This window comes from Streptomyces sp. NPDC044719 (assembly GCF_056433405.1).
On the sequence record NZ_JBWKHE010000010.1, the window covers coordinates 143905 to 162981 of the forward strand.

A 19077-nucleotide genomic window follows, 5' to 3' on the forward strand; every position below is an offset into this window, starting at 1 on the left:
ACTCCTCTCATGCCTCTTTCACCGACGCCTCATACGGTGGGGGCATGACGCAGGAGACTCCTTCCGGGTGGTACCCGGACCCCGGACAGAAGAGTGACGGGCCCGCCACCGAGCGCTGGTGGGACGGCAAGGCCTGGACGGCCCGCATCCGTCCGGCCCAGCCGCGGACGCATCCGGCGGCTGAGGAGGGTTCGGCTTCTGCGGGGGACTCGGGCGCGGCGAAGGGCCCGGCCCCTGCCACAGGCTCCGCTTCGGGGGATCCGGCCGCCGCCGAGGGCTCGGCACCCGCAGGGGACTCGGGCACAGCGGGCAGCCCGGCCCCTGCGGCAGGCTCGGCCTCTGCGGGGGATTCAGCCCCTCCGGAGGATCCGACCACGGCCGGGCACGGCAGCGCCGCCGGACATCCGAGCGCCCCCGTACCCCCGGGCGCCGCTGGGCACCCCGGAGCCGCCGGGCACCCAGGCACCCCCGGGCACCCGGACACCACCGCACACCCCGGCACCGCCGGATATCCGAGCACCCCCGGGCAGCACCCCCCGGGCTCGCCCCAGTACCCCAACTCCCCCGGATACCCGGGCGTCGGCGCCTACCCCTCCTACCCCGCCGCACCTCCCACCGCCAAGGGAAGCCGGCTGCGGGTCGGGATCGCCGTCACGGCGGCCGTCGTTGTGCTCGCGAGCATCGGGGTCGGGGTGTACGCGCTGACCGACAGCGGCGGCTCGGGCGGCGGTTCGGCCACCTCGCAGGGGCCGGGCGGCCCGGGCGCACCCGGCGGCCAGGGCGGGCCGTTCGGCGGGCCGGGCGGGTCGGGTGGATCCGGAGGCGATGGCGGCTCCGGAGGTTCCGGAGGTTCCGGTGGGCAGAGCCCGTCTCCCGAGCGGTCCGAGCCGCCGAAGATCAGGAGCGGGTCGGTGACCGACGCGGTCAGCGGGATCAGCATGCCGATCCCGAAGGGCTGGTACGGCCAGGAGATCACGGTCGGCGCGCAGGTCACGTCCGACGACTCCTACAAGTGCCCCGGCGACACGTCCTCGACCTGCACGAAGGGTGGAGCGTACTCCGCACCGGCCCTGGCCCTCGGAAGCAAGGGCAGCACCGCCGAGGAGGTCGCCAAGGCCGACATCTCCGCCAACGCCGAGGAGTCCTACGGCGGCAAGCCCTACGGCGGGATCACCTCGCACGACGTACTGGCCGCCAAGGCGGTGACCGTGGCCGGGCAGAAGGGCTACCTGGTCCGCTGGAAGGCCGTCACCAGCAAGGGCGCCGACGGCATCGTCGAGTCGCTCGCGTTTCCCTCCCCCGCGAACGCGAAGCAGATGGTGGTCGTCCGGTTCGGCGTGGACGCCGACCAGAAGGAGTCCGTCCTGGACGAGATCACCCAGGGCATCAAGGTGTCCACCGGCAGCGGCAACGGCCAGGACGTCTGACAGGGAACGACCGCCGCGCCCGGAACCGGTCGGCCGGGTGGGGCGCCCCCGCCGCTCACAGGGGCACCCCACCCGGCCGGGGGGTGCGCGCCGCCCCCGTCCCCACGGGTCGGCGCGGTCGGGTCACCGTCCGGTCATCCGACGGACGGCGGCCCGGGTCTCATCTCAGGCCCAGAGCCGGCAGCACGGCGGCCTCCACGAACCGGACCAGATAGTCCGGATCGGCCCACTCGCCCTCCAGGACGGGCCGCACCCGCAGAACGCCGAACATCTGCGCGGGGACGTACTCCAGCGCCGGATGGTCGGCGGGCACCTCTCCCCTCTCGACCCCACGCCGGATGATCTCCTTCAGCGCGGCGATCTCCGGTTCGATCAGCGCCTCGCGCAACGCGCGCTGCAGCTCCGGGTCCTGGGGGGCCGCGTGGGCGAGCGCCTGGAGGAGCTGGGTGTCCCGGCCCGACAGCTCCCCCGCCGCCCGGGCGGCCTCACGCAGGTCGTCCGCGAGCGAGCCGGTGTCGATGCAGCGCGTCCGCCGGTGGGAGCGCAGCGCCGCCGCGACGAACTGGGGCTTGGTCTTCCACTGACGGTAGAGCGTGGACTTGCTGCAGCGGGTGCTGGCGGCGATCCCCTCCATGGTGACGGAGTCGTAGCCGCACTCGCGGAGCTGCTCCAGCACGGCGTCGAAGAACTCCTGCTCACGCTCCGGCGTGATCTTGGAGCGGCGTGTGGCACCGACCGGCTCGGGTCGGTCGTCCGCAGCCTGCGGCGTCATGCCCTGCTCCTGGCTTCCCTCGGGCGGCCGAAAAATTCCGGCCGGCAGTGTGTTCTAGATCTATCGATACGCCAGTGTACCGGAACGCGACCGTATCGGTACACTGGCGTATCGGTACGCACTCGTACCGATAACAGCACCACCGTCACCGAAGGGGCCGGGGGATGAATGCCCGCACCGAGCCTGCGCCGGCGGGGTCCGACGCGACAGCGCCACCACCGCACGTCATAGCCCGACCGCCGCTCGTCCGGGAGCTCCTGCTCGTCGTGGGGCTCTTCCTCGTCTACAAGTTCGGCCGGCAGCTGGCCACGGGCCACACCGGCGAGGCCTTCCACAACGCTCAGCGCGTGTGGGACTTCGAGCGAGCGGTCCATCTGCCCGGCGAGGGCGCGGTGCAGTCCCTGCTGCTGCACGGCGACGGTCTGGCGCATGTCGCGAACACCTACTACGCGGCCGTCCACTTCCCGGCCACCGTCGCCTTCCTGGTCTGGCTCTATCTGCGCCGCCCGGCCCACTATGTGTGGGCCCGCCGGGTCCTGGCCGCCGTCACCGCCGCCGCGCTGGCGCTGCACCTGCTTTTCCCGCTCGCCCCGCCCCGGATGCTGGCCGCGACCGGGCTGGTGGACACGGCGCGCGTGTACGGGCCGTCGGTCTACGGCGATCCCGCGACCGACTCCCTGTCGAACCAGTTCGCGGCGATGCCGTCGCTGCACTTCGGATGGGCTCTGATGGTGGCCGTCGGCCTGATCGTCGCGACCCGCACGCGGTGGCGCTGGCTCTGGCTGGCACACCCGCTGCTGACGCTGCTGGTGATCGTCGGCACCGCGAACCACTACTGGCTGGACGCGATCGTGGCGGCGGCCCTGCTCGGTCTCGCGCTGGCGGTGATCTCCTTGCCGCACCGCACGGCGACCACGGCGGGCCGCGCGCGGGACAGCCTCCTACCGGCTCAGCGGGACGAGCGGGCACTCGCGGGAGCCGGCCGATGAACGCCGTCGTCGTGGCCGTCGCCCTGTCCCTCGTCTCCGCCGTCGCCTACGCGGCAGCGGCCGTCGCCCAGGAGCGGCTCGCCTCCCGCTCCCCCGGCGCGGGCGTGCTGCGGCTGCTCGGCAGCGGCGCCTGGTGGTCGTCGGTCGGACTCAACGCGTCGGCCGCGCTGCTGCACGTCGTGGCCCTGAGGTACGGGCCGTTGACGGTGATCCAGCCGCTGGGTGCGCTCACCCTGGTCGCGGCGGTGCCCATGGGGGCGCGGCTCGCGGGACGGCGGGTGAGCACGGTCGAATGGAAGGGCACCGCGCTGACGCTGCTCGGCCTGGGCGCGATCCTGGTCACGGCGTCCGGCCCGGCGCCCGACGATGTGCTGAGCGTTCCCGAGGCACTGACGGTGGCCGGTGCCACCGCTGCCCTCATCGGTGTGCTGTCCCGGCCGGGCACCCGCCCCGGGCTGCGGCACGCGACCGCTTCCGGCATCACGTCGGGAGTCGCCTCGGCCCTCACCCAGACGGTGACGGTGGCCGCGACGGACCGGTCTGGTCCGCTGCTGAGCGTCCAGGTGGTCGGGGTGGCGCTGCTCGTGGCGGCCTTCGCGGCCGGCGGGCTGCTGCTGTCACAAGTGGCGTACCGGGGCGGTCTGGGCGCCCCGCTCGCGATGGTGACCCTGGCCAACCCGCTGGCCGCCGCGGTGATCGGGCTGTCGCTGCTGGGCGAACGCCTCCAGGGCGGCCCGGCCGGCGTACTGCTCGCGCTCGCCGGGGCCGGCCTGGCGTCCTGGGGCGTGGTGCTGCTCAGCAGGGCGGCACCGGTGGAGGAGAACCGCCCGGTGGACGACGACCATCCGGTGGCCGCCGTACTGGCCCTGGAACCCGGCTCGGCCACGGCCGAACCGGCGTTGGTGCCCCGGACGCACGATCCGGGGCACCTCACCCCGGCTACCCGGTGATGATCGCCGGGTCGCTCACACCCGGCCGGCCGTTCTCGACGTGTCCCGCGAACCGCCGCACGAACGCCGCGTCGCCCTCGTCGGTGACGGTCAGGTCGTACCAGCGGCGGCTGCGGTCGAGGTCGACGGTCCGCCGTACCTTCGCGCCCGGGCGGACGGTGACCGTCGAGGGCCGGCCGCCGTAGCCGTCGGAGAGCTTCAGCCGTGCCGTGCCTGAGCCCCTGTTGGTGAAGGTCAGTTCGACGTCGTCACCGGTGTGGCGTGCGGTGACCTCGCAGCCGGCCGTCTTGTTCGACCCCTTGAAGACCCGCACGAAGCCGTTCGGGCCGTGCACGGTCAGGTCGTACGAGCCACCGGAGTACGCGGAGTTCCAGGTGTCCGAGAGCGTCTTGCCGGCCCCGGTGGTGTACATCCAGGGGCCGTCTGCGCGGTTGCCGGACGTGATGTGGAAGGCGGCGCCGGCCTTCGGCCCGGAGGCGAAGGCAAGGGTGAGCTTCCCGGCGGCGGCGTCGACCGAGGCGTCAACGTGCGGGGCGTACTTCAGCGGCCGGGTACGGCGCAGACCGCGTTCCTGCCGGGGCATGCGCGGGTCGGCGGGCGGGGCCGGCTTGTAGTCGGGGTGGCGTTCGCGGTCCTGCGGCTCGTACTCGTCGGTCCCGGGCAGCGGGACCGGCCGCGCGTCCTTGCGGGAGAAGTCGAACGCGGCCGTCAGATCACCGCAGATGGCCCGGCGCCAGGGCGAGATATTGGGCTCGCGCACCCCGAAGCGGCGTTCCATGAACCGCAGGATCGAGGTGTGGTCGAGGGTCTCGGAGCAGACGTAGCCGCCCTTGCTCCACGGCGAGACGACCAGCATCGGGACCCGGGGGCCGAGGCCGTAGGGGCCGGCGGTCTTCTTGCTGTCGCCCGGGAAGAGGTCGAGGGAGACGTCGACGGTGGACAGGCCCCGGGAGGCGTCCTTCGGGGGCAGCGGCGGCACCACGTGGTCGAAGAACCCGTCGTTCTCGTCGTACGTGATGAACAGGGCGGTCTTCGACCAGACCTCCGGGTTGGAGGTGAGCGCGTCCAGGACCTGGGCGATGTACCAGGCGCCGTAGTTCGAGGGCCAGTTGGAGTGCTCGGAGAAGGCCTCGGGGGCCGCGATCCAGGAGATCTGAGGGAGCTTGCCCGCCTTGACGTCCGCCTTCAGCCGGTCGAAGTAGCCTTCGCCCGCCTTGGCGTTCGTACCGGTGCGGGCCTTGTCGTACCAGGGGTCGCCGGGCTGGGCGTCGCGGTACTTGTTGAAGTACAGCAGGGAGTTGTCGCCGTAGTTGCCGCGGTAGGCGTCCTCGATCCAGCCCCAGGAGCCCTTGGCGTCGAGGCCGTCGCCGATGTCCTGGTAGATCTTCCAGGAGATGCCGGCCTGCTCCAGGCGCTCCGGGTAGGTCGTCCAGCCGTAACCGAGCTCGGCGTTGTCGAGGACCGGTCCACCGCCGGTGCCGTCGTTGCCCGTGTAGCCGGACCACATGTAGTAGCGGTTCGGGTCGGTGGAGCCGATGAACGAGCAGTGGTAGGCGTCGCAGACGGTGAAGGAGTCGGCGAGGGCGTAGTGGAAGGGGATGTCCTCGCGGGTCAGGTAGGCCATGGTCGTGGTGCCCTTGGCGGGCACCCACCGGTCGTACTTGCCGCCGCTGTAGGCCTGCTGGCCGTCGGGCCAGGAGTGCGGCAGGCCCTCCAGGAACTGCATGCCGAGATCGTCGGCGTCCGGGTGGAACGGCAGGATCTCCTTGCCGTCCTTCTCCTGGTGCCAGACCGGTTTGCCGTTGTCGAGCGTGACCGGACGCGGGTCGCCGAAGCCGCGGACACCTCTCAGGGTCCCGAAGTAGTGATCGAAGGAACGGTTCTCCTGCATCAGGACGACGATGTGCTCGACGTCCTCGATCGACCCGGTGCGGTGGTTCGCCGGAAGCGCGGCGGCGCGCTGGATGCTGGCGGACAGCGCACTGAAGGCCGTGGTGGCACCCGCGAGTTGAAGAAAGCGGCGCCGGTTTACTTCGGACATGTAGGACAGACCTCTCATCCTGAGGTGCGGGATGGCCGGAACATGACGGAATCTGCGCGGAAGGAGTGTTTCAGGGACACCAAACGCCAAGGAAGGGGCGCGTGACACTCGTGTGAAAGTCACCGGTACGGAAGGTGTGCCCGGGCGTCGGCAGGGGAGGGTGAGGGGCGTGACAGAGACGCAGACGGTTTCCCCGCCGACGAAACGGCCCGTCCGCCAGCTCCTCGCCGCCTCCGTGGGCAACGCCGTGGAGTGGTACGACTGGTACGCCTACACGTTCCTGGCGACCTATATCGCCGCCCAGGTCTTCCCCGAGAGCGCGGACAACTCGCTGGTGCCGCTGCTGTCGACGTTCGCGGTCTTCGCGGTGGGCTTCTTCATGCGGCCGGTCGGCGGGCTGCTGATGGGCGCGGTCGCGGACCGGCACGGGCGGCGGGCCGCGCTCACGGTCACCATCCTGCTGATGGGCGGCAGCAGCCTGCTGGTCGGACTCACCCCGACCTATGCCTCGGTGGGCGTGCTGGCTCCGGTGGTCCTCGTCCTCGCCCGGCTGCTGCAGGGCCTGTCCGTGGGCGGCGAGTTCGCGGCCTCCACGACCTTCCTGGTGGAGTCGGCGGGCCCCGGCCGGCGCGGGCTGTTCTCCAGCTTCCAGTACGTGTCGACGACCATCGGGCAGCTCGTCGCCTCCGGCGTCGCGACACTGCTGGTGGACACGCTGAGCGACGGGCAGATGAACGGCTGGGGATGGCGGGTCCCGTTCGTGCTCGGAGCCGTGCTGAGCCTGGTCGGCTTCTGGATCCGGCAGGGCGCGCAGGAGACCCGCAGCGCCGAGCAGCAAGAGGCACCGCGTCCGGGCCTGTTCGAGGCGCTGCGCAGGCACCCGCGCGAGTCGCTCCTGATCTGCGGCATCACGGCGGGCGGCACCATCGCCTACTACACGTGGACGTCGTACCTGCCGACGTACGCCGAACTCAACGCGGGGCTGGAGAAGTCGGACGCGCTGCTCGCGGGCACCATCTCACTGGCATTCTTCGCCCTGCTGCAACCGCTCGGCGGGCTGCTCTCGGACCGCTTCGGCCGCCGCCCCCTGCTGCTCTTCTTCGGCCTGGGCTTCGCGCTCCTGTCGGTGCCGCTGCTGCACAGCCTGCGCGACTCGTTCGCCGTGCTGCTGCTCGTGCAGTGCGCGGGCATGGTGCTGCTGACCGGTTTCACCTCGATCAGCGCGGCCGTGAACGCGGAGGTCTTCCCGCCCCGGGTCCGGGCGGCCGGCATCGGCTTCCCCTACTCGCTGACGGTGGCCCTCTTCGGCGGCACGGCTCCGTACGTGGGCACGCTGTTCAAGGAGATGGGCCACGCCGGGCTGTTCCCCTGGTACGTCGCGGTGCTCTGCCTGCTGTCGTCGCTGGTGTATCTGCGACTGCCGGAGACGGCCCACGCACCGCTCCGCCGGTGAGCCGGCGGCCCGTCATGGCCCGGGCCGCCGGCCCGACTCCCCCGCTCGCTCCCCCGCCCGTTCCTCCTCGCGCGCGTCCTCCCTCACGCCCTCCCTCGCGCCCTCGAGAGGCCCTTCGTACTCTCCGTTTCCGGACTGGTCGGCGGCGGACGGTGAGGGCGCCGCGGGCTCGCCCTCGACCGCGACCTCCTTGACGGCGGCCCGCTCGGGGTCGGTCGCGGCCTCGGTGGGCCGGCCCACCTCCGCCAGGGTCATCTGGGCGCGGTCGTCGACGAGTCGGGTCACCAGGTGCTGGGCGGCCCCGAAGGCCGCGGCCCAGCCGAGGACCTGAGCCCTGCTGTCGAGGTCGCTGAGCCCGGGGACGAAGGCGCCCCGGATCAGCAGCAGCCCGAGGAAGGCGGACAGGGCGCCGGTGGGGAACTTCAGCACCGCCGACGCCAGGGGCAGCATGTAGGGGGAGTCGGTGCCCCGGATGCGGCGCAGTGAGGCGATCACGGTGAGTGCGGCGCCGGCGAGCCCGGCGATCTCGACGGTGAGGATGTCCTTCGGCTGGGCCAAACTGCTGGCGGGGGTGCCCGCCCTTTCGTCGGGATGCTCCGCCGTGGGGCACACGACATCGACCCCGCTCCCGTTCCCGGGCTCCACTTTGGGCGTGAAGCACAGGCTCAGCGACTGGGGGAAGAACCAGCCGTAGACGGCGAGGCCCGCCACACCGAGCAGGACGACGAACGTCGCGGTCCACAGGATGTTGCGCAGGCTGCGTACCCGGGCCAGCTCGTCGTCCAAGGCGTTGTACGCGGCGTCGAGCGCCCGGACCATGAGGTCACGGTCGCTCGGTGAGAGCTCGCCGGAGATGATGGAACGGAGCCGCCGGCCCAGGCGGACACGTCGCGGGTCGTCCGCTTCCAGATGATCCTTGACCAGGGCCATGACCTCGCTGGCACGGCCGGCGGCTTCCTCGTCGGAGACCAGCTGCAGGAGCGTCACCTCCGCGCTGCGTATGTTCGACCAGACGCCCTCACGCGCGGCCGATCCGGACCAGACACGCCGCCATCCGAAATCCTCGTCGGCAGCCGCTCCGGCCTCTTCCAGATGGCCCCGCATTCCCTCGACGAGCGTCTTGCGGTCTTCGGAGCACGGCTTGACACGTTCGCGTTCCAGCTGGGCTTCGAGATAGGCGATCCGGGTTTTCGCCCGTGCGCGCCAAGCGGTCCGCGGTGGCCTTCCCGGATCGGTTCCGGTCACTCGTAGACGGCGGGTACGCGCAGCTTGTTCCACGACTTCTTGCCCGGTATGCCGTCAGCGTCCTGGCCTCTGAATCCGCATTTCCACTGCCAATTCGCGTACGACTTCCGGTCCGCTTCGCTCCAGCGCAAGTCGGGCCCGTCGGCGTACACCCCGCAGCCCTCGTCGATGAGGCGGTAGCCCATGGCCTCGATGACCGGGCTGCTCACAGAGGGCTGGAAGAAGTCGGCCCCGGGAAAGCGTTCGAACTCACCCTCCATTTCCGGGGGAGCCACGCGGATCCGCTGTGCGGGGTAAATGACATCCGGATCCGCGATCTGGGGGTTCCACTCCAGAATCTGGTCCAGCGTCACGCGATGCATCCGCGCGATCTTACTGAGCGTGTCGCCACGTTTCACTGTGTAGAACTCTACTGTCTTTTCCATGTGTCCACACTAAGCGAATCGCCCGCCATGGAAAAGTCGAGAAATTCCGTTTCAGTTTCACTTTTTGATTCGGAAACGGCTTTCGTCGAAACCGCCTCACCGGCGGACGACGACCAGGGCGATGTCGTCCTGCCCTCCGTCGGCGACACCCTGTGGTGCAGCAGTCCGTCGGCGAGTTCTTCCACCTCGCACTCGACGTCAGGACAGGGGGATACGCGCCGCCACCTGCACGGGTGCGCCCGGCCGGTCGCTCGCCCGCCGCCGTGACTCGGGGTGAGCCGACGGGACGGCTCACCCCGAGTCACGGAGACTTCTTCCTCACCGGCATCTGGGCCAGCTTCGCCGGAGTGTCCTGTGAACCACGGCCGACACCGCCACCGCCTTCGACCACACCGGCAGCGTCCAGCTCCCCGCACGCGCCCAGAATCCACTCGATGCACCGACCGGTACCAGGCCCTGGCCTGGCTGGAGGCCGAACTCGCCGGCATGACCGCCGTGATCAGCCGCACCGCCGTTCCCGGCCCGCGCGAGATCTCCTGGCAGCTGGCCGACCAACTGCGCCTGCACTTCTACGGGCGGCGGCATACGGTCCAATGGCAGGCCGCGGCGACGCGTCCACCGCGACTTCGGCCGGCTCGAACTCGCCCTTAGCCGCGCTGAAAAGTCTCTACTCATCGCTCGCGAGGGGAGAGACCCCAGTCAGAAGACCGACTGCCTGATCACCCTGGGCACTGCACGGCGCCTGGAGGACCACCCCGACATCGCCGCCGCCCACCTCCAGGAGGCCGACGCGCTCGACAGGCCTTGGCCCTCGCCCGCGCCCTGGACCTACGCCCCGCAGAACACCGCGCCCTGACAGCCCTCACCGCGATCGCCCACATCACCGGCATCCCTGAATACGCGGCATCCCTGAACACGCGTGGCCGGAAGGCCGACGGTTGATGGCGGCCGGGAGATTTCTTATCGGCGGCGGTGCGAGCCCTTTCGAGATGCCCCGCTTCCTTCGATGAGCGTCTTGCTCTCTTCCGGGCGGGGACCGACGCTTTCGTACTCGAGTTGCGCTTCGAGATGGGAAACCCGCGTTTTCGCACGCGCGCGCAACGCCAACAGCGGCGGCCCGTTACGCAGGCCTGTCATTCGGCTGCGCGTACGGGCCGGCCAGCTTTCTGCTCTGGATCACTCGCTCTCGTACTCACCGTCCTCTCCGCCCGCGTCCCGGGGCGGGGCCACGCGAATCCGCTGGCCGGGGTGGATGAGGTCCGGATTCTCGATCTGCGGGTTCCACTCCAGAATCTGATCCAGACTCACGTGGTGCATCCGCGCGATCTTGGTGAGATTGTCACCGCGTTTCACTACGTAGAACTGCGTTCGTGTCTTTTCCATGCATCCAGCCTAAGACAATTCCCCGCAAGGGCAAACTGCAGAATTCTGTTTCGATTTCACTTTTTGATTCGGAAACCGCTTCTGCCGAAGGCGGCTTCCGCCTGGCGGAAGGGCCGTTGCGGCGCCCGGAGGGCCGCCCCGACGATGACGGCACGACCAGAGACGGGAGCCAGTGCCCATGCCTCACATGACCGCCTTCGCCAGGAACCAGTGGTACGTCGCCGCCTACAGTCACGAGGTGGGGCGGGAGTTGCTCGGACGGACGATCCTCGGTGAGACGCTCGTGCTCTACCGGACCGAGGGGGACGGCACGCCCGTCGTGCTGCACGACCGGTGTGTGCACCGGCGGTACCCGCTGTCCGAGGCCCCGACGCGCCTCGACGGCGACCGGATCGTGTGCGGGTACCACGGGTTCACGTACGACACGACCGGTACGTGCGTGTACGTGCCCGGGCAGAAACGGGTGCCGCGCACGGCCCGGGTCGCCTCCTACCCGGTCGTCGAACAGGACTCGCTGATCTGGGTGTGGATCGGCGACCCGGCGCTCGCCGATCCGCAGAGCATCCCGCGGGCCAGGCACCTCGACTCCCCCGGCTGGGTCACCGTGCGCGGCATGGAGCCCATCGACTGCGACTACGGCCTCCTGGTCGACAACCTCCTCGACCTGTCCCACGAGACCTATCTGCACGGCGGGTACATCGGCACCCCCGAGGTCGCCGAGACGCCGATCACGACGGAGGTCGACGAGGGCGCCGGGATCGTCCGGGTGAGCCGGCACATGGACGATGCCGCCTGCCCGCCGTTCTACGCCAAGTCCACCGGAATCGAAGGCCGGATCACCCGCTGGCAGGACATCGAGTACCACGCGCCCTGTCTGTATCTGCTGCACAGTCGCATCGCCCCGGTCGGTGTGCTGCCCGAGGCGGACGGCAGCGACCCGAACGGCTTCCACACCGAGATCACGTACGCGATCACCCCGTCCGGCGACGGCAAGGTGTACGACTTCTGGGCCGTCTCCCGCGACTGGGCGACCGACGACGCCGAGGTCACCGAGTTCCTGCGCGGCAACAACCACACGGTCGTGATGCAGGACGTCACCGCCCTCAACCTGCTGCAGAAGACCCTCGGCACCGAGCGCACCGGCTACCAGGAGCTGAGCATCAACATCGACACCGGTGGCCTGGCCGCCCGCCGTATCCTCGCCCGGCTGGTCGAGGAGGGCGAGAAGCCCGTGGAGAACGTCCAGTGACGAGCCCGACCGGAGAGGTCTACCGTATCGACTGGCTGCCCGGCACCGATGTCCTGCACGGCACCTGCCACTGCGGCCGGGAGCACACCGCGCAGGACCCGGTGGAGATGTGGGAGTGGATGCTCGCCCATCCTCAGGGGCATGACGTCGACGAGCCGCGAGGGAACAGTTCATGAGCGTGTACGAAGACGAACTCGTCGTCGAGCGGCGTGAGTCGGCCGCCGACGGCGTGCTCGCCCTCACCCTGCGCCACCCGCTCGGCGAGCCGCTCCCGGTGTGGGAGCCGGGCGCCCACATCGACGTCGTGCTCGGCCCCGGGCTGGAGCGGCAGTACTCGCTGTGCGGCGATCCGGCGGATCGGTCGGCCTGGCGGATCGCGGTGCTGCGCGAGCCGGACGGCCGGGGTGGATCGGCCCATGTGCACGAGCAGGTGGGGCAGGGCGACAAGGTCCGGGTGCGCGGGCCCCGGAACAACTTCGGCCTGGAGCCCGCCCCGCGCTACCGGTTCGTCGCGGGCGGCATCGGCATCACCCCGATCCTGCCGATGCTGGCGGCGGCCGAGGCGTCGGGCGCCGAGTGGACGCTGCTGTACGGCGGGCGCACCCGCCGGTCGATGGCGTTCGGCGAGGAACTGGCCCGGTACGGCGACCGGGTGACGATCGCGCCCGAGGACGAGACGGGGCTGCTGGACCTGCCCTCGGTGCTGGACGACGTACCCGCGGGCACGCTCGTCTACTGCTGCGGCCCCGGCCCGCTGCTGGACGCGGTGGAGGCCCGGAGCCCCTCCGGAGTGCTGCGCGTCGAGCGGTTCCGGCCGAAGGAGCAGGAGACGAGCGGCGACACCGGGTTCGAGGTGGAGCTGGCGCGGAGCGGCAGGACACTCGCCGTGGCGCCGGACGTGTCCGTGCTGGACGCCGTGCGCGACGCCGGGGTCGAGGTGCTCTTCTCCTGCACCGAGGGCACCTGCGGCACCTGTGAGACCGACGTCCTCGACGGCACGCCGGAACACCGGGACTCCGTGCTCACCCCTCAGGAGCGGGAGAGCGGCGAGACGATGATGATCTGCGTGTCCCGGTGCCGGGGGCGACGGCTGGTACTGGACTTGTGATCCGCAGGTCGGCCTCGATCCCGGCGACGGTCGCCAGCAGGTGCGGCAACAGGTCGCGCCGTACGGAATCGACGGAGTTGCGCCCGGCGTGCACGGCGATGTTGACGGCCGCGACCACCTCGCCGTCCCGGTCCCGCACCGGGGCGGCGACCGACCTCAGTCCCTCCTCCAGTTCCTGGTCGACGACGGCGTAGCCCTGCCTGCGGACGCGGCGAAGCTCCGCCCGCAGGGCCTGGGGCGTGGCGATCGTGCGCGGGGTGAGGGGCTTCAACTCCGCCCGGGCGAGCCTGGCTTCGACGTGTTCGTCCGGCAGGTGGGCGAGGATCACCCTGCCCACCGACGTCACGTACGCCGGGAAGCGGGTACCGACCGTGATGGACGCGGTCATGATGCGGCGGGTCGGGACCCGGGCGACGTACACGATGTCGTCGCCGTCGAGGACGCAGAGCGAGGACGATTCCCTCACCCGCGCGACGAGTTGCTCCAGATGGGGCTCGGCGATCTGGGGCAGCGTGTAGCTGGAGAGGTAGGAGTAGCCGAGTTCCAGCACCCGGGGGGTGAGGCGGAAGCGGCGGCCGTCGGTGTGCACGTAGCCGAGGTCGGCGAGGGTGAGCAGGAAGCGGCGTGCCGCCGCGCGCGTCAGCTCACAGGCCCGCGCGACCTCGCTCAGGGTCAGCGCCGGGTGCTCGGCGTCGAAGGCGCGGATCACGGCGAGGCCGCGCTCGAAGGACCGGACGAAATGCGGTGCGCGGGCTTCAGCGGACATCCTGGGCCTCCGGCGGGACGTACGACCGTGCGCTGTGCGCACGCTAGGAGTACGGGTCTCGGGATGTCAACGACCGGTACCGGCACGGGCATTGACCATGGAGCGAACCCGGCTCTACGTTCTCGCTGAGCACAAGCGTGCTGTCTGCGCACAACCTGTCGGAGAACCACAGCCGGTCCCACAGGAGGAGTCTTGCGTCGTCGTCTCTTCACCCGTCTCGCGGCCGTGTCCGTCCTGCTCACCGCGGCGGCCTGTGGCTCGTCCGACGGCGGTGGCGCCTCGGACGCGGGCGCCTCGTCCGGCGGTGTGACCACCGTCGAGGTCGGGCTCATTCCCATCGTCGATGTGGCACCGCTCTACCTGGGCCAGGAGAAGGGCTTCTTCGCGAAGCAGGGCCTGAAACTGCGGTTCACCACCGCGCAGGGCGGCGCGGCGATCGTGCCGGGTGTGGCCAGCGGTCAGTTCCAGTTCGGGTTCTCCAACGTGACGTCACTGATGGTCGCCCAGTCCAACAACGTGCCGATCAAGGCCGTCGCGAACGCGATCGCCTCGACCGGTGTCGAGGGCAAGGACTTCAGCGCGATCACCGTGGGCAAGGACAGTCCGATCAGATCGCCGAAGGACCTGGAGAGCAAGCGGGTCGCCATCAACACCCTGAAGAACATCAACGAGACGTCCGTGCGCGCGTCGGTGCGCAAGGCGGGCGGCGATCCGGACAAGGTCGAGTTCGTCGAGCTGGCCTTCGACCAGATGCCGGCCGCTCTCGACAGCGGGCAGATCGACGCCGCCCAGGTGGTCGAGCCCGCCCTCGCCACCGTCAAGAGCCAGGGCGGCCGTGAGATCGCCTCGAACCTGGTGGACGTGGCACCCGGCCTCACCGTCGCGCTGTACTTCACCTCGACCCGGTACGCCCAGCAGCACCCGGACGTGGTCGAGAAGTTCCAGAAGGCGACCGCCGAGTCCCTCGCCTACGCCGACGCCCACCCGGACGAGGCCCGGCAGATCGTCACCACGTACACGAAGATCCCGGCGGCGGTGCTGGACAAGGTGACCCTGCCGAAGTGGCCGGCGGAGCCGAACCGCGCCTCCATCGAGGCACTGATGAAGCTCGGCGAGGAGGACGGCCTGTTCAAGTCGACGCCGGATCTGGACAGGCTGCTGCCGTGAGGGGCACAGACGCATGAGGGGCGTGAACGCCGCACTCGGTGCGGCCGGGCTCGGCGCCTTTCTCGCCCTGGGTGAGGCGGTACCCCGGCTCGGCCTGGTCGAGGAGGCCTACTTCCCACCCACCAGCCGTATCGCCGCAGCGCTCGCGGACGAGACGGCCGACTCGGCCTTCTGGACGGCGCTCGGCGACACGCTCACCGGCTGGGCGCTGGGCCTGGCGATCGCGTCCTGCGCGGGGATCGTGGTGGGCGTGCTGCTCTCGGTCGTGCCGTATCTGCGGGCGGCGACGGCCTCGACGATCGAGTTCCTGCGCCCGATCCCGTCGGTCGCGCTGATCCCGCTGGCGGTGCTGCTGTACGGCACGGAACTGCGCTCGGTGCTCCTCCTCGTCGTCTACGCGTCGTTCTGGCAGGTCCTGATCCAGGTGCTGTACGGCGTCCAGGACGTCGACCCCGTCGCCGACGAGACGGCACGGTCGTACGGCCTCGGTCCCTGGGCGCGGATCCGGCATGTGCTGTGGCCGACCGCGCTGCCGTACGTCATGACGGGCGTCCGGCTGGCGGCGGCGGTCGCGCTGATCCTCGCCATCACCTCCGAACTCGTCATCGGGGCACCGGGGCTGGGCAGGCGCATCGGGGTGGCACAGGCCTCGCAGGCGGTGCCCGAGATGTACGCGCTGATCGTGGTGACCGGGCTGCTGGGTCTGCTGATCAACGTCGGCGCGCGCACGGTGGAGCGGCGGGCGCTGGCCTGGCACCAGTCGGTGCGCGGGGAGGTGGCGGTGTGAGGCGTCTGCTGCCGCGGCTGGTGTTCGCCGTCGCCCTACCGGCCCTGCTGGTGACGGTCTGGTGGGTGGCGTCCGCCGGCAGCACGGACGTGTACTGGCCGCCCCTGCGGACGATCCTGGAGGCCTTCCCGGACGTGTGGACGGCGGAGCGCCTGCGGGGCGACGTACTGCCCAGCGTGCTGCGGCTGGCGGGCGGTTACGCGCTGGCGGCGGTCGTGGGGGTGGCGGTCGGTACGGCCATCGGGTCGTACCGGCGGGTGCGGGCGGTGTGCGAGCCGGTCCTGGAGTTCCTGCGGGCGGTACCGCCGCCGGTGCTGGTGCCGGTCATCATGCTCTTCGCGGGGATCGGCGACACGATGAAGGTCACGGTGATCGCGGCCGGCTGCGTGTGGCCCGTCCTGCTCAACACGGTCGAGGGTGTGCGGGCGGTGGATCCGGTGATGGCCGAGACGGCGCGCTCGTACGGCATCACGGGTGCGGCGCGGCTCAGGAAGCTGGTGCTGCGGTCGGCGAGCCCGCAGATCTTCGCGGGCCTGCGCCAGGCCCTTTCCATCGGCATCATCCTCATGGTGATCAGCGAGATGTTCGCCGCGAGCAACGGGCTCGGCTTCACCATCGTCCAGTTCCAGCGCGGCTTCGCGATCCCGGACATGTGGACCGGCATCCTCGTGCTCGGTCTGCTCGGCTTCCTGCTGTCGGTGGTCTTCCAGTGGGTCGAGCGGCGGGTGCTCGGCTGGTACCACGGTCTGCGCGCCTCGGCCCGGCAGTCGCCGTGAACCTCTCGAAAGGGCGGACCATGCTCGACGTACGGGGCCTGAAGAAGGTCTACGAGGGTTCGGGGCGGCGTGTGGAGGCGGTCCGCGACCTGACCTTCGCCGTCGACGCCGGAGAACTCGTCTGTCTCGTCGGGCCGTCGGGCTGTGGCAAGACGACGCTGCTGAAATGCGTGGGAGGGCTGCTCGCACCGACCGGCGGTGAAGTGCTCCTGGAGGGGCGGAAGGTGAGCGGTCCGCCGCCCGGGATGGCGTTCGTCTTCCAGGAGTACGGGCGCAGCCTCTTCCCCTGGATGCGGGTCGGCGAGAACGTCGGACTTCCGCTGCGGCAGAAGGGCTTGGGAAAGGCCCGGCGCCGGGAACTGGTGCGCGACGCGCTGGAGTCGGTGGGGCTGGCGGACGCCGTGGGGGCGTATCCCTGGCAGCTGTCCGGCGGAATGCAGCAGCGGGTGGCCATTGCCCGGGCGCTGGCGTACGAGCCCCGTGTGCTGCTGATGGACGAGCCGTTCGCGGCGGTGGACGCGCAGACCCGGGCCGAGCTGGAGGACCTGGTCAGGGGGCTGTGGCGGGAGCGCGGCATCACGATCCTGTTCGTCACGCACGACATCGACGAGGCCGTCTACCTCGGGGAGCGGGTGATCGTGCTGTCCGCCTCCCCCACCGTCGTCCGGGAGCAGCTGAAGGTCGATCTGCCCGTCGAGCGCGATCAGCTGCACACGAGGGTGGATCCGCGCTTCGCCGAGCTGCGCACCCATGTGTACGAGCAGATCCAGGCCGCGAAGAAGGGAACCGCCGCGTCCTAAGAGCTCGGTCCGGTCTGCCGTCTGGAGGCTGCGGGTCGTGGGGGCTGGTCGCGCAGTTCCCCGCGCCCCTGAAGGGCGCTTGCCCACAGTCCCCGGACGTGTCCGAGGTGCCGTGTCATCACCGCCCGGACAGCCTCCTCGTCCCGGGCGAGCAGCGCTTCCAGGATCTCCAGGTGCTCCTCCGCCGACGCCTCCAGCCGGCCCTGCTCGACGAGCGCGGTCAGTCCGTACAGCCGGGAGCGGCGTCTGAGGTCCCGTACGACGTCGACGAGGTGGTCGTTGCCGGCGAGGGCCAGCAGGCCGAGGTGGAACGCCAGGTCGGCCTCGACGTAGGCGATGAGGTCGCCGGCCGCCGCGGAGGTGACGATCTCCTGGGCGACCGGGCGCAGTGCCTCCAGCGCCACCGGGTCGGCCGTGACCGCCAGGCCCGCCGTCGTGGGGATCTCGATCAGCGCCCGGACGTGGGTGTACTCGTCGAGTTGCTTCTCGGAGACGGCGGTGACCCGGAAGCCCTTGTTCGGCACGGTGTCGACGAGGCCTTCCTTGGCGAGGTCGAGCATGGCCTCGCGCACGGGGGTGGCGGAGACGCCGAAGCGGGCTGCGAGGCCGGGCGCCGAGTAGACCTCGCCCGGGCGCAGTTCACCGGCGATCAGGGCGGCCCGCAGCGCGTCCGCGACCCGCTCCCGGTGGCTGGGCTTTCTGCTGCCCAGCATGGGCAGCGCAGGGGTGCGGCTCACAGGACGAACCCCGCCGGGAACGGGTCATCGGGGTCCAGCAGGTACTGGGCGGTGCCGGTGATCCAGGCGCGTCCGGTGAAGCTGGGCAGGACGGCCGGGCGTCCGGCCACCTCGGTCGTGCCGAGCAGTCTGCCGGTGAACCGGGTGCCGATGAAGGACTCGTTCACGAACTCGGTGTGCAGCGGGAGTTCGCCGCGGGCGTGCAACTGGGCCATGCGGGCGCTGGTGCCCGTGCCGCAGGGCGAGCGGTCGAACCAGCCGGGGTGGATGGCCATGGCGTGCCGGGAGTGGCGGGCGTCCGAGCCGGGGGCGGCCAGGTAGACGTGGTGGAGGCCGTGGATGGACGGGTCCTCCGGGTGGACGGGCGGGTCCTCGGCGTTGACGGCGGCCATGAGGGACAGGCCGGCGGCGAGGATGTCGTCCTTGCGGGACCGGTCGAAGGGCAGGCCGAACCGCTCCAGCGGCAGGATGGCGTAGAAGTTGCCGCCGAACGCGAGGTCGTACGTCACCGTCCGGCCGTCGGCGAGGGTGGCCTCGCGGTCGAGGGCGACGGCGAAGGAGGGCACGTTCTGGAGGGTGACCGCCTTGGCGACACCGTCCTCGACGGCCACCTCGGCGACGACCGGGCCCGCGGGGGTGTCGAGCCGGATGGTGGTGACCGGCTCGACGACCTCGACCATGCCGGTCTCGACGAGCACGGTCGCCACGCCGATGGTGCCGTGCCCGCACATCGGCAGATATCCGGAGACCTCGATGTAGACGACGCCCCAGTCGCAGTCGGGCCTGGTGGGCGGCTGGAGGATCGCGCCGCTCATGGCGGAGTGCCCGCGCGGCTCGTTCATCAGCAACTGCTTGATGTCGTCGCGGTGTTCGCGGAAGTACAGCCGCCGCTCGTTCATGGTGGCGCCGGGGACGGTGCCGATGCCGCCGGTGATCACACGGGTGGGCATGCCCTCGGTGTGCGAGTCGACGGCGTGCAGGACGAGTCTGCTGCGCATGGTC

19 protein-coding genes are annotated in these 19077 nt (G+C 70.8%); 11 read left to right on the top strand and 8 right to left on the bottom strand.

Annotated elements, in window-relative coordinates; all coding sequences use genetic code 11:
• The first annotated feature begins 44 nt into the window (after positions 1 to 44).
• Complete coding sequence (locus AC07DF_RS34950) at positions 45 to 1427, top strand: DUF2510 domain-containing protein (protein ID WP_478980482.1); 1383 nt, start codon at positions 45 to 47, stop codon at positions 1425 to 1427.
• A gap of 160 nt (positions 1428 to 1587) precedes the next feature.
• Here AC07DF_RS34950 and AC07DF_RS34955 read toward each other — a convergent pair whose 3' ends face one another.
• The gene (locus AC07DF_RS34955) at positions 1588 to 2199 is read right to left on the bottom strand and encodes a TetR/AcrR family transcriptional regulator (RefSeq protein ID WP_478980484.1); all 612 of its coding nucleotides are present in this window, start codon (positions 2197 to 2199) and stop codon (positions 1588 to 1590) included.
• Positions 2200 to 2363: 164 nt separating this feature from the next.
• On the opposite strand from AC07DF_RS34955, the gene AC07DF_RS34960 reads away from it, so the two are divergent.
• Positions 2364 to 3188, top strand: a complete 825-nt coding sequence (locus tag AC07DF_RS34960) for a phosphatase PAP2 family protein (protein ID WP_478980486.1) — start codon at positions 2364 to 2366, stop codon at positions 3186 to 3188.
• Positions 3185 to 4138, top strand: a complete 954-nt coding sequence (locus AC07DF_RS34965) for a DMT family protein (RefSeq protein ID WP_478980488.1) — start codon at positions 3185 to 3187, stop codon at positions 4136 to 4138. The genes AC07DF_RS34960 and AC07DF_RS34965 overlap by 4 nt, the downstream gene beginning before the upstream one ends.
• Here AC07DF_RS34965 and AC07DF_RS34970 read toward each other — a convergent pair.
• Complete coding sequence (locus AC07DF_RS34970) at positions 4128 to 6179, bottom strand: phosphocholine-specific phospholipase C (RefSeq protein ID WP_478980490.1); 2052 nt, start codon at positions 6177 to 6179, stop codon at positions 4128 to 4130. The two genes, AC07DF_RS34965 and AC07DF_RS34970, sit on opposite strands and share 11 nt — an antisense overlap.
• Positions 6180 to 6348: 169 nt before the next feature.
• Here AC07DF_RS34970 and AC07DF_RS34975 point away from each other — a divergent pair, with 169 nt between their 5' ends.
• A complete protein-coding gene (locus AC07DF_RS34975) occupies positions 6349 to 7632 on the top strand; it encodes an MFS transporter (protein ID WP_478980493.1) in 1284 nt (427 codons plus the stop codon).
• 12 nt (positions 7633 to 7644) lie between these two features.
• On the opposite strand, the gene AC07DF_RS34980 is transcribed toward AC07DF_RS34975, so the two are convergent.
• The 3 genes from AC07DF_RS34980 to AC07DF_RS34990 form a co-directional block, all read right to left on the bottom strand.
• On the bottom strand, positions 7645 to 8877 hold the full coding sequence (locus AC07DF_RS34980; protein ID WP_478980495.1) for a hypothetical protein: 1233 nt from the start codon (positions 8875 to 8877) through the stop codon (positions 7645 to 7647).
• Positions 8874 to 9302: a peptidoglycan-binding protein gene (locus AC07DF_RS34985; RefSeq protein WP_478980497.1), complete on the bottom strand. Its 429-nt coding sequence runs from the start codon at positions 9300 to 9302 to the stop codon at positions 8874 to 8876. The genes AC07DF_RS34980 and AC07DF_RS34985 overlap by 4 nt, the downstream gene beginning before the upstream one ends.
• Positions 9303 to 10478: 1176 nt before the next feature.
• Positions 10479 to 10685 (bottom strand): LysM peptidoglycan-binding domain-containing protein, encoded by a 207-nt coding sequence (locus AC07DF_RS34990; protein ID WP_478980499.1) that lies wholly within the window; start codon positions 10683 to 10685, stop codon positions 10479 to 10481.
• Between the two features lie 178 nt (positions 10686 to 10863).
• Here AC07DF_RS34990 and AC07DF_RS34995 point away from each other — a divergent pair, with 178 nt between their 5' ends.
• Genes AC07DF_RS34995 through AC07DF_RS35005 form a run of 3 tightly spaced genes read left to right on the top strand, consistent with a single transcriptional unit; the run spans position 10864 to position 13042 of the window.
• Positions 10864 to 11934, top strand: a complete 1071-nt coding sequence (locus AC07DF_RS34995) for an aromatic ring-hydroxylating dioxygenase subunit alpha (RefSeq protein WP_478980501.1) — start codon at positions 10864 to 10866, stop codon at positions 11932 to 11934.
• A complete protein-coding gene (locus AC07DF_RS35000; protein ID WP_020273480.1) occupies positions 11931 to 12110 on the top strand; it encodes a hypothetical protein in 180 nt (59 codons plus the stop codon). The genes AC07DF_RS34995 and AC07DF_RS35000 overlap by 4 nt, the downstream gene beginning before the upstream one ends.
• Positions 12107 to 13042: a PDR/VanB family oxidoreductase gene (locus tag AC07DF_RS35005; RefSeq protein ID WP_478980505.1), complete on the top strand. Its 936-nt coding sequence runs from the start codon at positions 12107 to 12109 to the stop codon at positions 13040 to 13042. Before AC07DF_RS35000 ends, AC07DF_RS35005 begins: the two co-directional genes overlap by 4 nt.
• Here the strand turns inward: AC07DF_RS35005 and AC07DF_RS35010 are convergent.
• Positions 12957 to 13808, bottom strand: a complete 852-nt coding sequence (locus tag AC07DF_RS35010) for an IclR family transcriptional regulator domain-containing protein (RefSeq protein WP_478980507.1) — start codon at positions 13806 to 13808, stop codon at positions 12957 to 12959. The genes AC07DF_RS35005 and AC07DF_RS35010 overlap by 86 nt on opposite strands.
• A 192-nt stretch (positions 13809 to 14000) precedes the next feature.
• Between AC07DF_RS35010 and AC07DF_RS35015 the strand changes: the two genes are divergently transcribed.
• The 4 genes from AC07DF_RS35015 to AC07DF_RS35030 are packed head-to-tail and all read left to right on the top strand — an operon-like array spanning position 14001 to position 17338.
• Complete coding sequence (locus AC07DF_RS35015) at positions 14001 to 14975, top strand: ABC transporter substrate-binding protein (protein ID WP_478980509.1); 975 nt, start codon at positions 14001 to 14003, stop codon at positions 14973 to 14975.
• Between the two features lie 13 nt (positions 14976 to 14988).
• Positions 14989 to 15762: an ABC transporter permease gene (locus tag AC07DF_RS35020; protein ID WP_478980511.1), complete on the top strand. Its 774-nt coding sequence runs from the start codon at positions 14989 to 14991 to the stop codon at positions 15760 to 15762.
• Positions 15759 to 16538 (top strand): ABC transporter permease, encoded by a 780-nt coding sequence (locus tag AC07DF_RS35025; RefSeq protein ID WP_478980513.1) that lies wholly within the window; start codon positions 15759 to 15761, stop codon positions 16536 to 16538. The genes AC07DF_RS35020 and AC07DF_RS35025 overlap by 4 nt, the downstream gene beginning before the upstream one ends.
• Positions 16539 to 16558: 20 nt before the next feature.
• Positions 16559 to 17338, top strand: a complete 780-nt coding sequence (locus AC07DF_RS35030) for an ABC transporter ATP-binding protein (protein WP_478980515.1) — start codon at positions 16559 to 16561, stop codon at positions 17336 to 17338.
• On the opposite strand, the gene AC07DF_RS35035 is transcribed toward AC07DF_RS35030, so the two are convergent.
• Entirely contained in the window at positions 17335 to 18051 is a 717-nt protein-coding gene (locus AC07DF_RS35035) for a GntR family transcriptional regulator (protein WP_478980771.1), read from the bottom strand. The genes AC07DF_RS35030 and AC07DF_RS35035 overlap by 4 nt on opposite strands.
• Before the next feature lie 20 nt (positions 18052 to 18071).
• Entirely contained in the window at positions 18072 to 19073 is a 1002-nt protein-coding gene (locus AC07DF_RS35040; RefSeq protein ID WP_478980518.1) for a proline racemase family protein, read from the bottom strand.
• Between the last annotated feature and the right edge of the window lie 4 nt (positions 19074 to 19077).

Bases quoted from the DNA above. Each gene is read 5' to 3' on its own strand.
- AC07DF_RS34990 (WP_478980499.1), bottom strand. From the start codon at position 10,685: ATGGAAAAGACACGAACGCAGTTCTACGTAGTGAAACGCGGTGACAAT.
- AC07DF_RS34995 (WP_478980501.1), top strand. From the start codon at position 10,864: ATGCCTCACATGACCGCCTTCGCCAGGAACCAGTGGTACGTCGCCGCC.
- AC07DF_RS35040 (WP_478980518.1), bottom strand. From the start codon at position 19,073: ATGCGCAGCAGACTCGTCCTGCACGCCGTCGACTCGCACACCGAGGGC.
- AC07DF_RS35005 (WP_478980505.1), top strand. From the start codon at position 12,107: ATGAGCGTGTACGAAGACGAACTCGTCGTCGAGCGGCGTGAGTCGGCC.
- AC07DF_RS35035 (WP_478980771.1), bottom strand. From the start codon at position 18,051: ATGCTGGGCAGCAGAAAGCCCAGCCACCGGGAGCGGGTCGCGGACGCG.
- AC07DF_RS35010 (WP_478980507.1), bottom strand. From the start codon at position 13,808: ATGTCCGCTGAAGCCCGCGCACCGCATTTCGTCCGGTCCTTCGAGCGC.
- AC07DF_RS34955 (WP_478980484.1), bottom strand. From the start codon at position 2,199: ATGACGCCGCAGGCTGCGGACGACCGACCCGAGCCGGTCGGTGCCACA.
- AC07DF_RS34960 (WP_478980486.1), top strand. From the start codon at position 2,364: ATGAATGCCCGCACCGAGCCTGCGCCGGCGGGGTCCGACGCGACAGCG.
- AC07DF_RS34970 (WP_478980490.1), bottom strand. From the start codon at position 6,179: ATGTCCGAAGTAAACCGGCGCCGCTTTCTTCAACTCGCGGGTGCCACC.
- AC07DF_RS35030 (WP_478980515.1), top strand. From the start codon at position 16,559: ATGCTCGACGTACGGGGCCTGAAGAAGGTCTACGAGGGTTCGGGGCGG.
- AC07DF_RS34950 (WP_478980482.1), top strand. From the start codon at position 45: ATGACGCAGGAGACTCCTTCCGGGTGGTACCCGGACCCCGGACAGAAG.
- AC07DF_RS35020 (WP_478980511.1), top strand. From the start codon at position 14,989: ATGAGGGGCGTGAACGCCGCACTCGGTGCGGCCGGGCTCGGCGCCTTT.
- AC07DF_RS34985 (WP_478980497.1), bottom strand. From the start codon at position 9,302: ATGGAAAAGACAGTAGAGTTCTACACAGTGAAACGTGGCGACACGCTC.
- AC07DF_RS34965 (WP_478980488.1), top strand. From the start codon at position 3,185: ATGAACGCCGTCGTCGTGGCCGTCGCCCTGTCCCTCGTCTCCGCCGTC.